Annotated in this window: 14 protein-coding genes; 5 read left to right on the top strand and 9 right to left on the bottom strand. The window is 31.7% G+C overall.

All coding sequences use genetic code 11. From position 1 onward, the window contains the following. Positions 1–30 precede the first annotated feature (30 nt). From N534_RS0102955 to N534_RS0102945, 3 genes are all read right to left on the bottom strand, one after another. Positions 31–1,350: a (Fe-S)-binding protein gene (locus tag N534_RS0102955; protein ID WP_038005257.1), complete on the bottom strand. Its 1,320-nt coding sequence runs from the start codon at positions 1,348–1,350 to the stop codon at positions 31–33. 43 nt (positions 1,351–1,393) lie between these two features. Then, positions 1,394–2,359, bottom strand: a complete 966-nt coding sequence (locus N534_RS0102950; protein WP_028891051.1) for an MlaD family protein — start codon at positions 2,357–2,359, stop codon at positions 1,394–1,396. 65 nt (positions 2,360–2,424) lie between these two features. Next, positions 2,425–3,642: an N-acetylmuramoyl-L-alanine amidase gene (locus N534_RS0102945; RefSeq protein ID WP_028891050.1), complete on the bottom strand. Its 1,218-nt coding sequence runs from the start codon at positions 3,640–3,642 to the stop codon at positions 2,425–2,427. A 94-nt stretch (positions 3,643–3,736) separates the two neighbouring features. On the opposite strand from N534_RS0102945, the gene N534_RS0102940 reads away from it, so the two are divergent. The 3 genes from N534_RS0102940 to N534_RS0102930 all read left to right on the top strand — a co-directional run bounded on the left by N534_RS0102940 (position 3,737) and on the right by N534_RS0102930 (position 7,544). Further along, entirely contained in the window at positions 3,737–6,433 is a 2,697-nt protein-coding gene (locus N534_RS0102940) for a putative LPS assembly protein LptD (RefSeq protein ID WP_028891049.1), read from the top strand. Positions 6,434–6,495: 62 nt separating this feature from the next. Next, positions 6,496–6,876, top strand: coding sequence for a Rid family detoxifying hydrolase (locus N534_RS0102935; protein WP_028891048.1), 381 nt, complete (start codon positions 6,496–6,498; stop codon positions 6,874–6,876). 122 nt (positions 6,877–6,998) lie between these two features. Further along, positions 6,999–7,544, top strand: coding sequence for an STM3941 family protein (locus tag N534_RS0102930; protein WP_028891047.1), 546 nt, complete (start codon positions 6,999–7,001; stop codon positions 7,542–7,544). A 183-nt stretch (positions 7,545–7,727) separates the two neighbouring features. Here N534_RS0102930 and N534_RS0102925 read toward each other — a convergent pair whose 3' ends face one another. The 4 genes from N534_RS0102925 to N534_RS0102910 all read right to left on the bottom strand — a co-directional run bounded on the left by N534_RS0102925 (position 7,728) and on the right by N534_RS0102910 (position 11,731). Beyond that, the gene (locus tag N534_RS0102925) at positions 7,728–8,090 is read right to left on the bottom strand and encodes a methylglyoxal synthase (protein WP_028891046.1); all 363 of its coding nucleotides are present in this window, start codon (positions 8,088–8,090) and stop codon (positions 7,728–7,730) included. Between the two features lie 66 nt (positions 8,091–8,156). Further along, a complete protein-coding gene (gene gap / locus N534_RS0102920; RefSeq protein ID WP_028891045.1) occupies positions 8,157–9,149 on the bottom strand; it encodes a type I glyceraldehyde-3-phosphate dehydrogenase in 993 nt (330 codons plus the stop codon). Between the two features lie 23 nt (positions 9,150–9,172). Next, entirely contained in the window at positions 9,173–10,156 is a 984-nt protein-coding gene (gene pfkA, locus N534_RS0102915) for a 6-phosphofructokinase (protein WP_028891044.1), read from the bottom strand. A gap of 204 nt (positions 10,157–10,360) precedes the next feature. After that, positions 10,361–11,731: a tetratricopeptide repeat protein gene (locus N534_RS0102910; protein ID WP_028891043.1), complete on the bottom strand. Its 1,371-nt coding sequence runs from the start codon at positions 11,729–11,731 to the stop codon at positions 10,361–10,363. 207 nt (positions 11,732–11,938) lie between these two features. On the opposite strand from N534_RS0102910, the gene N534_RS0102905 reads away from it, so the two are divergent. Beyond that, entirely contained in the window at positions 11,939–12,280 is a 342-nt protein-coding gene (locus N534_RS0102905; protein WP_028891042.1) for a DUF2853 family protein, read from the top strand. A 93-nt stretch (positions 12,281–12,373) separates the two neighbouring features. Next, the gene (locus tag N534_RS0102900) at positions 12,374–13,798 is read left to right on the top strand and encodes an L-serine ammonia-lyase (protein WP_028891041.1); all 1,425 of its coding nucleotides are present in this window, start codon (positions 12,374–12,376) and stop codon (positions 13,796–13,798) included. Between the two features lie 2 nt (positions 13,799–13,800). Here the strand turns inward: N534_RS0102900 and N534_RS0102895 are convergent, their stop codons facing one another. Further along, positions 13,801–14,439: a vancomycin high temperature exclusion protein gene (locus tag N534_RS0102895; protein WP_028891040.1), complete on the bottom strand. Its 639-nt coding sequence runs from the start codon at positions 14,437–14,439 to the stop codon at positions 13,801–13,803. Continuing rightward, positions 14,440–15,198: a peroxide stress protein YaaA gene (yaaA, locus tag N534_RS0102890; protein WP_028891039.1), complete on the bottom strand. Its 759-nt coding sequence runs from the start codon at positions 15,196–15,198 to the stop codon at positions 14,440–14,442. Between the last annotated feature and the right edge of the window lie 25 nt (positions 15,199–15,223).

The following is a 15,223-nucleotide window of genomic DNA, read 5'->3' as shown; positions in this document are numbered from 1 at the left end:
TAGTTTTTTTGAGAATCGAATAATTAATGATTATTCTTCGTCTTTCCAGTTTAATCTATCCATTTGACTATACTGCCATGGAGCTCCGTTATTTTCTATATTGGTCATCATCATATTCAACTCTTGAGGAGCTGCTGATTCTTCCATTACTAAATAACGACGCATTTCCATAATGATTGATAAAGGATCGATATTTACAGGACATTCTTGCACACAAGCATTACAACTTGTACATGCCCATAATTCTTCTGGAGTAATATAATCGTTTAATAATTGCTTTCCATCATCAACAAACTTACCTCCATTTGCATCCATATTTTTCCCAACCTCTTCTAAGCGGTCACGAGTATCCATCATAATTTTTCGAGGAGATAATTCTTTCCCCGTTAAATTTGCAGGACAAGAAGAAGTACAACGTCCACACTCTGTACAGGTATATGCGTTCATTAACTGTACCCAGTTTAAATCGGTAACATCAGATGCTCCGAATTTTTCTGGTTCACCCTCTTCTGCTCCTTCTTCCGGCATAGCATACGGATCTGCATCTGGATCCATCATCATTTTTACTTCTTTAGTAACAGCTTCTAAATTATTAAACTGTCCCTTTGGATTTAAGTTTGCAAAAAACGTATTAGGGAAAGCTAATAAAATATGTAAGTGCTTAGAGTAGTATAAATAGTTTAAGAAAATTAAAATACCTACAATGTGTAACCACCATGCAGATTTTTCAATTGTGTGTAATGCTTCTGGTGAAAAACCATCAAACCAAGGCGCTACAAATTGAGAAACTACATTCCCTACTCCTGCTTCTTGGAAATAAACATCAGTAGCGTTCATGACCAAAAATAAAGTCATTAATACCATTTCGAAATATAAAATAATATTTCCATCGTTTTTTGGCCACCCTTCCATTTCCTTATTCCAGAAACGTTTTACTTTTTCAATATTTCTACGGAACCAAAAAACTGTAACCGCTAGCAATACCAAAAGAGCTAATATTTCAAAACTACCGATTAAAAAACCATATAAAGCGTCTCCTATAATTGGTTGAAAAACACGATGTGTACCTAATAAACCATCAATAACGATTTCTAACATTTCGATATTGATTAAAATAAATCCTACATACACGACAATATGTAAAATACCAGAAACAGGACGGCGTACCATTTTATATTGTCCTAAAGCAATTTTTGCCATGTTTTTCCAACGCTCTGGCTTTCTATCACTTCTATCAATATCTTTTCCTAATTTAATGTTGCGTATCAACTTACGAACATTCATTACAAAATACCCGATACCTGCAATTAAAATAAGTGCAAAAAAGATGTTTGGTACGTATTTCTCCATCGTTCTTTAATTATTAAGTTTTTTAGATTTTATAAATATAAGCTTATTTATTACTTACATTTTTCTCGTTATTCTCTTCGTTATATGGCTTTGCTTTTTTTCCAAACAATGAAAAATGTACAAAACGTTTTGGGTTTAGTTTCATTTCTCTTAACAACTCTTCTAATTCCTTTGAAGCATTCGTTAAGTTAGTGTACATTTTTTCATCGGTCATTAACTTACCTAAAGTACCTTTTCCTGACTTCATATCAGCTAACAAAGTATTTACATTCACTAAAGTTGTTTCTAACTTTTTAACAGTTTCTCCTAAATTAGCTTTCGCTAAATCTTCTGAAATTTTCGAAAAATTATCAGTAATATTTTTAGCGTTCTGTAATGTAGAATCTAGATTAGATTTATTGTCTGCTACTAAAGAGTTTACTGAAGATAATGTCTTACGAACATCATAAATAGTTCCTTCTAATCCTAGAATACTTCTATTTAAACTTTTACGAGACTTTTCATCCAGAACTTGGTTTATACCTATTAATAAAGAGTCTGCTCCAACTAAAACATTTTCTAGTTTTGCTTGAATAGGATTTAATTTTTCTCCTACTGATGAAAATATATCTGATTCAACCTCTCCTTTTAAATAGTCTCCAGATTTAGCTATTTCTCCATCATATTTAGGAACAATGGCTAAATTTTGACCTCCCATTAAACTAGCTGAATAAATTTTAGCAATACTATTTTTAGAAAATTCAAAATCGGTATCTAACGATATTTTCACTATTAGTTTACCTCTTTTTTCTGGTTGCTCATTAAAGTAAATTTGATCTACCTTACCTACTTTCAACCCATTAATTGTAACTAAACTCGCCTCATTAAGACCGTTTATGTTATTGTACTCTACAAAAAATTGTCTTGTATTAGCACTGAACAAATCTTGCCCTTTTAAAAAGTTATACCCCCAAATAAATAAGGCTATAACAATTACAGCAACAATTCCTGTTTTTAGTTCTTTAGACATATAAAATATTTATACGAGCGAAAATAATAATAATTTTGGGAGTATAAATATAGAACACCTCTAAATTAACGGTTTTTCAATGCTTCTTTGATAGAAATTCGTTTTCCGTTTTTAAAAGCCACTACCCATGCATCTTTATATCCATTACTTTTTACTTCTGGCAACAACTTTTTTATTCCTGAAAGACTTGGTGAATTTCCGTAATAATATTTGTAGTAACCATCTATAAATAAAACCTCTACATTTTTCACCCCTTTAAAAGTACTTGTAGATAACTTTTTTTTAGAAGCTGCAATTTGAATTTTAAATTCGACCTCTGAAGATTTTTTCTCTGGAGTTTTAGTTACTTTTTTAATTGGCTCCTCCTTTTTCTCATTTGTTTGAGTTACTTCTTTCTTCTCTACAGGTTTAGTATTTTCTTTCTTAACCGTTGGTTTTGATTCTTCTTTTTGAATCAATGGCGCATTTACTGTAATGGTTTCACTAATTGTATTCAGTTTTAATCTTTCAAAATACTTTTTTATAGCTTCAGCTATTGACTTTGCCATTTGAAGTTGTCCTTTTCTTGAATTAAGAAAACTCCCTTCCGCTTTATTAGTTAAAAAACCTAACTCTATTAAAACACTAGGCATTACAGTTTCTCGCAACACTAAAAAATTAGCTTGCTTTACCTTTCTATTATTTCTTTTAAGGGCTACAAAGTTATTTTGTACCAATCCTGCTATTCCTAAACTATTTTCTAAATTTTCTTCTTGAAGTACTGATAACCCTATTACCGATTCAGGAGAATTAGGATCATAATCATAGTTTTGCTTATAATTATCCTCTAATAAAATTACAGAGTTTTCCTTTTTTGCTATCTCTAAATTTTCTTTATTTCCACTAAGACCTAACACAAAAGTACTCGCTCCATGAGGATCTGATCTTCTAAAAGCATCGCAATGTATTGATACAAATAAATCTGCTTTCTTATCATTTGCTATTTTAGCTCGGTTGTGTAACTCTACAAAAACATCTTTTTTCCTTGTATACTCAACTTCAATATCTTTTGATGTTGATAACTCTTTTCCTACATCGAGTGCTACTCTAAGAGCAATATGTTTTTCTCTAAATCCGTTTCCTAAGTTACCTGGATCTTTTCCTCCATGACCTGCATCTAGCACAACTGTATATTTTTTTTGTGCAAAAACAGATGATATCTCTCCTAATAAAACAGTTAGAGAGGTTATAACAATTAATGATATTTTTGAGATATTATATTTACGGAAATTTAAGAATTGCATCAATAAAATTTAACTATTTTTGGATTTTAAAATAAGAGCGTTCAAATAGTACGCCAAAGTTTTTAAATATAACACAAAAATAGTATTAATAATATTGCGAGCAAATCCTACTTACATACTTTTAGCTTTCTGTCTTTTTTATTTTCAATTAAGCTCTGCTCAAGAATTTGGTAAGAAAGAAATTAATTCTATCAATCTTAAAAAAGATTCTATTTCTTCAAATCCTAAGGACTCTTTAATCGCGTTAAAAAACAATGCTCTTATTGGTAAAAGAGATACTATTGCTAACGACTCTATAAAACCAAAAGAAGTAATAGATGGTATAATTACACATAACGCTGAAGATTACACCATACAAGACGCCAAAAACAAAACTGTTACCTTATACAATAAAGCCCATGTAACTTATACCGATATTGATTTAAAAGCTGGTATAATTATACTAGATTATAAAAACAACATGGTGTACGCCAAGGGTATTAAAGATAGTACTGGTTACCATCAAAAACCTCAATTTAAACAAGGTGGGCAAGAATCTGAACAAGATTCTATTCTTTTTAACTTCAAAACAAAAAAGGCTTTAGTCTACGGAGTAAAAACAAATCAGGCGGGAATTATAACTTACGGAGAAAAAACCAAACGCATAAACGACTCTACCATATATATGCGTAGATTACGTTTTACAACCTCTCAAAAAGAAAATCCTGATTACTACATACAAACAAATAAAGCAAAGTTAGTTCCTGGTAAAAAAATTATTGTAGGAGGAAGTAATTTAGTATTAGCAGATGTCCCCACTCCTGTTTATTTACCTTTTGCTTACTTTCCTATGACTAATAAGAGAACTTCCGGTTTTATTATTCCTTCTTGGGGTGAAAGTAATAACCAAGGTTTTTTCTTACAGAACGGAGGTTACTATTTTGCTGTTAGCGATTATTTTGATTTAACAACTTTAGCAGATCTATACACCAACGGTAGTTGGGGCTTAAATGCTACCTCTAATTATTATGTACGTTATAAATTTAGTGGAAATTTTAGTATTCGCTATGAGAACATTATACGAGGCATTCGTGGTTTGAGTGATTATAACAAGTCAACAAATTTTAATATTCGTTGGACACATAATCAAGATTCTAAAGCAAGTCCGAACTCTCGTTTTTCTGCCTCTGTTAATTTAGGTAGTAGTAAATACTATCAACAATCTTTGAATGAATTTAATAGTTCTCAGTTTTTAACTAACACCTTAAACTCTTCTATTTCATATTATACAAAATTTGTAGGTACACCTTTTAATTTAAGTGTAACTGCAACCCATAATCAAAATACGAATACTGAAACTATCTCCATGACTTTACCTTCTTTACAGCTAAACATGGATCGTATTTATCCATTTGCAGGTAAAAATGGTGTAAAAAAGAATCCTATTCAAAAAATGGGATTGAATTATAGCATGCAAGGTCAGTATCAAATCAACACTACTGACGATGAGTTTTTTACTCCTAAAATGTTTCAAACAGCTAAAAAAGGAATACAACACAATTTGAGCACTAATACAAGCTTAAAGGCTTTTAAATACTTTACTTTATCTCCAAGTGTGAGTTATAAAGATGTTTGGTATTTTGATCAAATTAAAAAGAGATATGATCCTACAGCTGTAAACAAAGATGGTAATTTAGGAGCTGCAGTTAACGATACTATTAGCGGTTTTACGCGTTACAATGAATATAACTTTGGAGTTTCATTATCTACCAACATTTATGGTACATTTAACTTTAAAAAAGGGCGTTTAAAAGCAATCCGTCATACAATTAGACCTTCTATTTCATATGGATATCGTCCTAATTTTGCTAAAGATTATGATTTACAAGTACAACAAAGTTCTGATCCTAATGACTTGCTAACCTATTCTCCTTTTGAAGGAGGAATATACAACACACCTGGACGAGGAATAACAAACTCAATTGGAATTTCGATAAACAATGTTTTAGAAGCCAAAGTAGCTCCGAAAGACCCTGACAGTGATGAAGAAGATAAAAAAATTACGATTCTTAACAATTTAAACTTCAGCACAAGTTATAATATAGCTTTGGATAGTTTGCGATGGTCTCCTGTAAGAGCAAACGCTGGTACACGTCTTTTTAAAGATAAACTAGCTTTAAACATGAATGCTACTTTTGATCCTTATCAAGTAAACAGCAAAGGCGATAGAATTAATAAATTTAACGGTGGTCTTCTTAGAATGACTAATTTGGGAGTAACAGCAAACTACTCTATTTCTAGTAAAGATTTTGAAAAAAATAAAGACGGTAAAGATAATTCTGATAACAAAAATGGAAATGGAGCCCAAGATACCCCTGATGTTTTTGGTGAAAGTATAGGCGCAACTAATGGCTTTCCTAACAACAGCAATAAAAATAACGAAAGTGAAACAAAAGAAACTGAGTTATACAGAGCTAAAATACCTTGGACCCTTAATTTAGCTTACTCTATGAACTATACTAACAACGGACTAACAAGTCAAATAGGTAACAACGCATTAATGTTTAGTGGTGATGTTGAGCTTTCTCCTAAATGGAAAGTTAACTTTTCTTCTGGATACGACATTAAAGACAATGCTTTCACCTATACAAGATTAGGTTTTTCGAGAGATTTAGATAGTTGGCGATTCAACTTTAACTGGACTCCTTTCGGTATTAACTCTTCTTATAATTTCTTTATTGGGGTTAAATCTTCTGTATTAAGTGACTTAAAATGGGATAAAAACAAACCACCAGATAGAGTTTTATTCTAAAGTAAGAAAAATCTAACTTTTCCTTTTTAACAAAGCAAACAACTTTATAAACTCAAACTAAAATGAAAAAAATAATCACAACTGATAAAGCTCCAGCTCCAATTGGACCATATAATCAAGCTGTACTTAGCGGAAATACTTTATACACTTCTGGACAAATAGCAATTAACCCTGAAACTGGTGAGTTAGTTTTAGATTCTATTGAAGCAGAAACAAAACAAGTAATGCAAAACATGAAAGAAGTATTAGCTGCAGCTGATATGACGTTTGAAAACGTTATTAAAACTTCTATTTTTATTTCAGATATGCATAACTTTTCAAAAATTAATGCTGTTTATGGTGAGTATTTTGATGATGCTACTGCTCCTGCTCGTGAAACTGTGGAAGTAGCTAACTTACCTAAGTTTGTAAATGTAGAAATTAGTATGATTGCTGTTAAGTAAATTTAGTTTGATTCTTAACCTTTAAAAAGCTAACTTCGCTATCAGTGGATATAAGTCATTAAAACGAACTCATATCCTCAAACTTGTTACCTTGCATTTGAACTCACATAAATCTACAGAAGTTGAATAATAGAATTGAAATACCATTAAGTAAAAAGAAAATAGCAATGCTTTTATTAGGTTCAATTGCATTTGTTGTCGGCGGAATTTGGATTGCGACCAATCCCGAAAGGTTTATTCCTAACATTTTCAGAATAACTGACCCAGAAATTATCAGAATTGGAGGAATTACTGGAATATTGTTTTTTAGTGCAACAGGAATTTATGGAATTAAAAAACTATTTGACAAAAAAATTGGACTAATTGTTGACTCGGACGGAATAACTGACAACTCAAATGCGTCAAGTATTGGACTTATCGAATGGAACGACATTTCTGAAATCAGAACAAAACAAATAATGTCGACAAAATTCTTGCTGATTGACATTGTAAACCCTGAAAAATATATCGGAAAAGCTAAAAACGGACTACAAGCCAAACTTATGAAAGCAAATATGAATATGTACGAAACACCTCTTTCGATTACATCCAATACGCTGAAATATGACTTTGGAGAACTTGAAAAACTTATACAAACTGAATTTAAACGGAATAAAAACGCAAGGTAACACCGGCTATAGTTCATTGCTTCTGACTTTCCTCTCGGAAAGTCCTCGCAAATTTGCTATCTTCGGTTTACGGCGGAAAATCCTCACGGATTTTCACGCAACGAAACCATAGCCAAACCGATAGCGAAACATTTCAATAAATCACTAAAAAAGAGAAACAATTATATGTTTCTCTTTTTTCTTTTAAATCGCTTTGATTAATAATTCCGCTGTTGATGGATTTGTAGCTAACGGTACATCGTGAACATCACACAAACGCATTAACATAGAAATATCTGGTTCATGTGGGTGCTTTGCTAAAGGGTCTCTAAAAAACAACACCATTTGACATTTCCCCTCCGCTACTCTACCTGCAATTTGTGCATCACCACCAATAGGTCCTGATAAAAATTTTGTCACTTCAAAACCTGCTTTTTCCGCTTTTTCTCCTGTTGTTCCCGTTGAAATTAACTGAATTCTTTTTTGATGTAAAATTTCTTTGTGTTCGTTTAAAAACTGAACCATTTCAGCTTTCATTCCATCATGTGCTATAATTGCTATTTCCATAAATAGTGTTTAAAAAAATATTCCCGCCAAAAGCGGGAATACAATATTACAAAATATTTTATGCTTTTATAAAGAAGCTGAATACTCTAGTAAATCTACAATTTTAGTAGCATATCCAAACTCGTTATCGTACCAAGAAATTACCTTGAAAAAGTTTTCGTTTAACTCTAAACAAGCATCAGCATCAATTACTGATGTTCTTGTTTCTGAAACAAAATCTTGTGACACTACCTCATCTTCAGTATATCCTAAAATCCCTTTTAACTCACCTTCAGAAGCATCCTTTAATGCTTTTAAAATCTCCTCTAACGAAGTAGCTTTTTCTGTTCTAAAAGTCAAATCTACTAAAGAAACATCCGCTACAGGCACTCTTACTGCCATACCTGTTAATTTACCTTCTAGTTCTGGAATAACCTTTGTTACAGCTTTTGCTGCTCCTGTTGATGTAGGTATAATATTGTTAACTACTGAACGTCCTCTTCTCCATTTTTTGTTAGGTCCGTCAACCGTGTTTTGTGTTGATGTTGCTGCATGAACCGTAGTCATCAAACCTTCTTTTAACCCAAAGTTATCGTGAATTACTTTTGTTAATGGGCCTAAACAATTTGTTGTACATGAAGCATTTGAAAAGATATTTTCATCAGCTGTTAATTCTTTATGGTTTACCCCCATAACATACATATTAGCATCTTTAGAAGGCGCTGAAATAATTACTTTCTTTGCTCCTCCTGTAATATGCATTGCTGCCTTATCTTTATCTGTAAAAAAACCTGTAGATTCAATTACATATTCTGCTCCGGCTTCATTCCATTTTAAATTTTCAGGATTTCTTTCCGCAGTTATTCTTATTGTTTGTCCATTTACAACTAAGTTTCCATCTTTTACTTCAACATCTCCTTCAAAACGTCCATGAACAGAATCATACTTCAATAAATAGGCTAAATAATCTACATCTAACAAATCGTTAATAGCCACAACTTGAATGTTGTCTCTTTTCATTGCAGAACGGAATGCTAATCGACCAATTCTTCCAAATCCGTTAATTCCTATTTTTATCATTATTTAAAATTTTATATTCGTGTTTAAGTGGTCATAATATCAGATACGCGTAATAATTCGGTATCAATATTATGTTGACCTTTGATTGCTTTTTCTAAATCGGTAGAAATTACTTTATTATCTTTCAACCCTACCATCAAATTTGTTTTTCCGTCAAGTAATAATTCAACAGCACTTACACCTAATCTACTTGCTAAAACTCTATCGAAACAAGATGGAGAACCTCCTCTTTGCATATGCCCCAACACAGAAACCCTCACCTCATATTCAGGTAAATTTTCCTCTACATAATCAGCCAGTTCAAATACATTTTTTCCAGTTTTATCTCCTTCAGAAACTACTACTATACTTGATGATTTTCCTGATCTTCTACTTTTCTTTAACGATTCTAACATTCTTTCTAACCCTAAATCTTCTTCAGGAATTAAAATCTCTTCAGCACCTGCACCAACACCTGCATTTAATGCTATAAACCCAGCATCACGCCCCATAACCTCAACAAAGAAAAGTCTATTATGAGAAGAAGCTGTATCTCTAATCTTATCAATAGCCTCTACAGCTGTATTTAAGGCTGTATCGTAACCAAGCGTATGACTTGTTCCTGAAATGTCATTGTCTATTGTTCCTGGAATTCCTATAATAGGGAAATTGAACTCTTTATTAAAAATAACTCCTCCCGTAAAAGAACCATCTCCTCCGATTACTACTAAAGCATCTACATTATTCTTTTTTAAGCTTTCATAAGCTTTTTGTCTTCCTTCTTTAGTTCTAAAATCTTTTGATCGAGCCGATTTTAATATCGTTCCTCCTTTATGAATAATATTATTTACACTCCTAGCGGTTAAAGGAATTAAATCTCCTTCTATCAATCCTTGGTACCCTCTATAAATCCCCATACAGTCTGTACGATAATAGGCACAAGTCCTTACAACAGATCGTATCGCGGCATTCATTCCTGGAGCATCCCCTCCAGAAGTCATCACTGCTATTTTTTTTATTTTTCTCATAAAACGAATATCAAATTTACTCAATTTTAGTCATTTTTAAGTAAAAAACAACAAATTCATTTTTGCATTTTAATTGAAATTTAACGTTTCATTTTATTTGGTTACTTTAAGTCAAAAAATGAAACCAACTGTAATCTTTCATTGCTACAATAAAAAAGAGCCAGTTAAAAAACCAGCTCTTATACTTTAAAAAAATAATTTTATTTACTGTATTGCTTTATTGTATTTAGAAACAACATCTTGTACTTTTTCATTATCAAAAACAGTAGGATATAACTCTTTTATGATGGTATGATACTCAAAATCGATTTCTAAAGCACTTTGTAGGTGGGTTAAACTATATTCTTCCTTTCCTAAAATCATAAATAAACCACAAAGCCTATATTCAATTTCAGCAAATTCTTTATATGTCTTTTTAGCTTTTATTAAAGTAATTAATGCTTCATTAAACTCACCTAAAAACAACAGAATGTCTGCTAATGCTACATAAATTTCAATTTCTCTATCACCGAGAGCCAAACTTGTATTGAAAGCTTTTACTGCTTCTTCATAAAAACCTAGCTTTAAATTAATATCACCATAGCGTCTCCAATACAGTACATTTCCTTCATCTATTTGAATTGCTTTGTTGATGTAGTGTAACGCTTTTTGATAATTTTCTTGATTATAACAAGCATTGGTTAATAAAATCCACCCACGATCTAACAACGGATCTTCGTGTACTGCTTTTTTATAAAAGCTTATAGCTGCATTAACATTATCTAGTTTTTCATAACATTCACCTATTCTTACATAAGCGTATGCTGTTGGATCATCAAGTTCTAATGTTACCGAATAATTTTCTATAGCTTCTTCATAACGTTTTAACTCTTCTAAGGTTTTTGCTTTTTCTAAGTATCCTCCTATAAAACTATCATCAATAAGTACCGCATAATCAAAAGCTGTTAATGCTTCTTTAAACATTCCCAACTCAAAATATTGCTTTCCTAATTGATGCCACGCTACTTCACAATAGGGATTTCTATCTAAATAAGCATTTAAAAATCGTATTGCTTCTTCGTGGTTTTCTTCCATATCAAAACAATACACAATATTGTATAGCGAAGAATAATCCTCATAATCTACCTCAATACATTTTGCAAAGTTTAAACGCGCATTTTCAAAATCATCTAGATATAAATATTCCATACCTATCATAGACCAGATATCTGCAGGATCTTCAATATACTGCAATGACTCTTTTAAAATTGCTATGGCTTCTGTATGCTTTTTCTTTTTAGATAAGATAATAGCCTTCTGAATAAACACCTCATCGTTATGAGGTTCTACTGCTTCTATGTTAGATAGCATCTTGATTGCTTCAGGCAATTTATCTTCAAAAATTAAAATTTCTACTTTCATTAATTTTAATTGAATTGAAGAAGGATGCTGTTCCAACCCTAGTTGTACTGCTTTTTTAGCCAATGATTGTTTTCCTATATTTAAATAATGCTCTACGATTGTTTCAAACTCGACTGCATCAAAAAAATATACTTCATTGGTTTTCAACATAGATTCAAATTTTGATAATGACATAGGCTAAAGATTTGAATTCACATTAAAGTTACTACAAGAACAATACCCTTTTAACAAAAAAACTAATTGTTTTCAACAATTTAATTAACAAAATATACGTTAAGAGCTTATTAACTCTAAGATATTTGAAAGAACCAATTATTTTTCTATATTTGAAAGAATTAAAAAATTCAAGAGAATTTAACATCTAATTTTAAACAAAAAATCATGAGTAAATTTGACGAAAAAGTAGCACTTTATAAGAAATTTATGGACGATAGAGATATCCGTTCAAACACCGAATTATTAACCGCAGTAACTAAAGGTTTAGGTCCTTCTATCTACAAAAATGATGCTGAAACAGTATCTGGTAGCGATTCTAAAGAGTTAGAAACAGTAAAGAAAAACTTCTTAATGAAAAAATTAGGATTAGACGATAGTCCTGCTTTAGACAAAGCCATTGATGAAGTAATGGAAAGAATTGGAAGATCTGAAAGAAACAAATACCGTGCAGTAGTGTACTACATGTTAGTTAAGAAATTTGACAAAGAGTCTGTTTACGGAATGTAATACATACGTCTTTTTTAAATAAAAATTAAATCCTGTATTTACTTTTGAATACAGGATTTTTTTATTTTAGCCACCAACAAACAACTTATACTTATGTCGCAGTTTATTAGCGTTTTTGACATGCTTAAAATTGGGGTGGGACCTTCTAGCTCTCACACTTTAGGTCCTTGGAGAGCAGCACAACAATGGATACAAAAATTAAAAGAAACAAATGAATTTCTTTTAATTGAAGAAGTCAAAGTAGACTTGTACGGTTCTCTTTCTTTAACAGGAAAAGGACACGCGACTGACTTAGCTATTTTATTAGGATTAAGTGGAGCTGATCCAGAATATGTTCCTATTGAAAGTATTGACGTTATTATTAGCGATATTCAAAATAAAGAACAGTTGTTTTTCAACAACGAAAGAAACATTCCATTTTTAAAAGATTCTGTAAAATTCAACCGAGAATTTCTCCCTTTTCATGCAAACGGAATGACCTTTAGAGGTTATGCTCAAGGTGAAGAAATTTCTACTGAAACCTACTACTCTATTGGTGGTGGTTTTATTGTACAAGAAGATGATCATTTAGCAGAAGACATTGAAATTAACAAACAAAACTTCCCTTTTCCAATAAACAGAGCTACTGAGCTTGAAGCCTATTGTGAAAGAGAGAATTTAAATATTTCAGACATTGTTTATCAAAACGAATTGGTAATTAATTCTGCTGAAGAAATTGATAAAGAACTACACCGTATTTGGAATACAATGCTAGAGTGCATGTATATTGGTTGTCATACACAAGGTACTTTACCTGGTGGATTAAACGTAAAGCGACGTGCGTTTGAAACACATCAAAAACTAATTAAAGATGCTGAATACACCAATCAACAAGAATGGATAACTGCCATTCGAAGTACCGAAGTTAAATTCCGTGAAATTTTAAAATGGGTAAGTTGTTTAGCTTTATCAGTAAACGAAGTAAATGCTGCATTAGGAAGGGTGGTTACTGCTCCAACCAATGGAAGTGCTGGTGTAATTCCTGCCGTTTTAATGTACTATTTAGTAATTGAAAACCATGATGCAGATTTTGAACACGTTAAAAAATTCTTATTAGTTGCTGGAGAAATAGGTAGTATCTTTAAGAAAAATGCTACAATCTCAGCTGCTATGGGTGGCTGTCAAGCAGAAATTGGCGTATCATCTGCCATGGCTGCTGCTGCTTTAACCGAGTTGTTAGGCGGAACACCATCTCAATGTTTAGTAGCTGCTGAAATAGCTATGGAGCATCATTTAGGGCTTACATGTGATCCTATTGGTGGATTGGTACAAGTTCCTTGTATTGAACGTAACGCTATGGGAGCTATCAAAGCAATTAACGCTGCTGAATTAGCTTTAGAAACCAATCCGAAAGAATCGAAAGTTCCTTTAGATAAAGTAATTGACACCATGTGGGAAACTGCTAAAGACATGAACCGAAACTATAAAGAAACTTCTGAAGGTGGTTTAGCAGTTACAGTACGTTTAGCAGATTGTTAGTATTACACTATCTTAATTGGTTCTCCTAAAAACTTAGGCTTTACATTAAAGAGGATATCTACAAACACTTTTACTCTAGCTAGATATTCTCTTAACTGAACCTTTAGTGCTTTTTTTCCGGAAACTCCTTTAGCATTAAACCCCACTACATTAATATCAAAATGTTTAGCTAAATACAAAGCTCTTTCGTTATGAAATTGTTGAGAGATAATTGTTACTGAAGTTTGCCCGAAAATTTCTTTAACTCGCACAACCGAATCTAACGTTCTGAAACCGGCATAATCTAAAAATATTTTATCTTCAGGAATACCCAACGCTATTAAATCATTTTTAAAATCGGTAGGTTCATCATATCCTTTAGAACCATTATCTCCACTTACAAGGATAAAGTCAATTTTTCCAGATTTATATAATTCCACAGCTGCATCCAAACGAAATTGATAATATAAGTTTATTCTACCATCTGAAAGATACTTTACAGTTCCTAGCAACAGTCCTACTTTATTTTTAGGGATATTTTCTGTAGAATTAAATAGTTTTCCTTCTCCATTATTTTCTATAATTCTGTTAGAAAAATAAATAACAGCAACTATTAGTAAGCTTACTATAAGAAAAAACCTAGCAATTTTTTTCCGTTTCATTTATCTTGTAAATACTAATTCCGTTTCGGTAGACATTTCTTGAGAAAACCCATATCCATCCACATCAAAACCTTTTAATTCTTCTAATGTTTCAATGTTATTATCAATTATATAACGTACCATTAATCCACGTGCTTTTTTGGCAAAGGTCATAATAGTTTTATACTGTCCGTTTTTAAAATCTTTAAATACAGGAGTAATCATTGATACTTTCAAAACTTTTTTAGGAAGCGCTTTAAAATATTCTGAACTTGCTAAGTTTATTAACAATTCATTATCTGTCAATTCTTCATTTAAAGATTCTGCTAAAGTAGTATCCCAAAACTTGTACAAATTGTCTGCTCTTCCTACTTTTAATTTAGTCCCCATTTCTAAACGATAAGGCTGAATTAAATCCAACGGCTTTAACAATCCGTATAAACCTGACAAAATTCTTAACTTATCTTGCAATGTAGGAATTTTGTCTTGAGAAAGGGAATTTACATCAATACCTCTATACACTTCACCCGTAAAAGAGAAAACTGCTTGTTTTGCATTATCAAGTGTAAAAGGAGGCTGCCATTCTTGGTTTCTATCATAATTTAAACTTGCTAAATCATCAGAAATCTTCATCAACTCTCCTAGCTTTTTTCTAGAAATAGTTTTTAGTTTCTTATTTAACTTTTCAGATTGCTCTAAAAACCTAGGTTGTGTATAAACATCTGTCGTTGCCTTGTTTTCAAAGTCTAACGATTTGGCAGGTGAAATAATAATCTTCATTCAATAAATATTTATGGTAAAAATA

It is taken from the genome of Tenacibaculum sp. 47A_GOM-205m, from assembly GCF_000518405.1.
Taxonomy (GTDB): Bacteria; Bacteroidota; Bacteroidia; order Flavobacteriales; family Flavobacteriaceae; genus Polaribacter; species Polaribacter lutimaris.
Note: the sequence above shows the minus strand (reverse complement) of the source record. Positions and strands in the feature narration are given on the sequence as shown.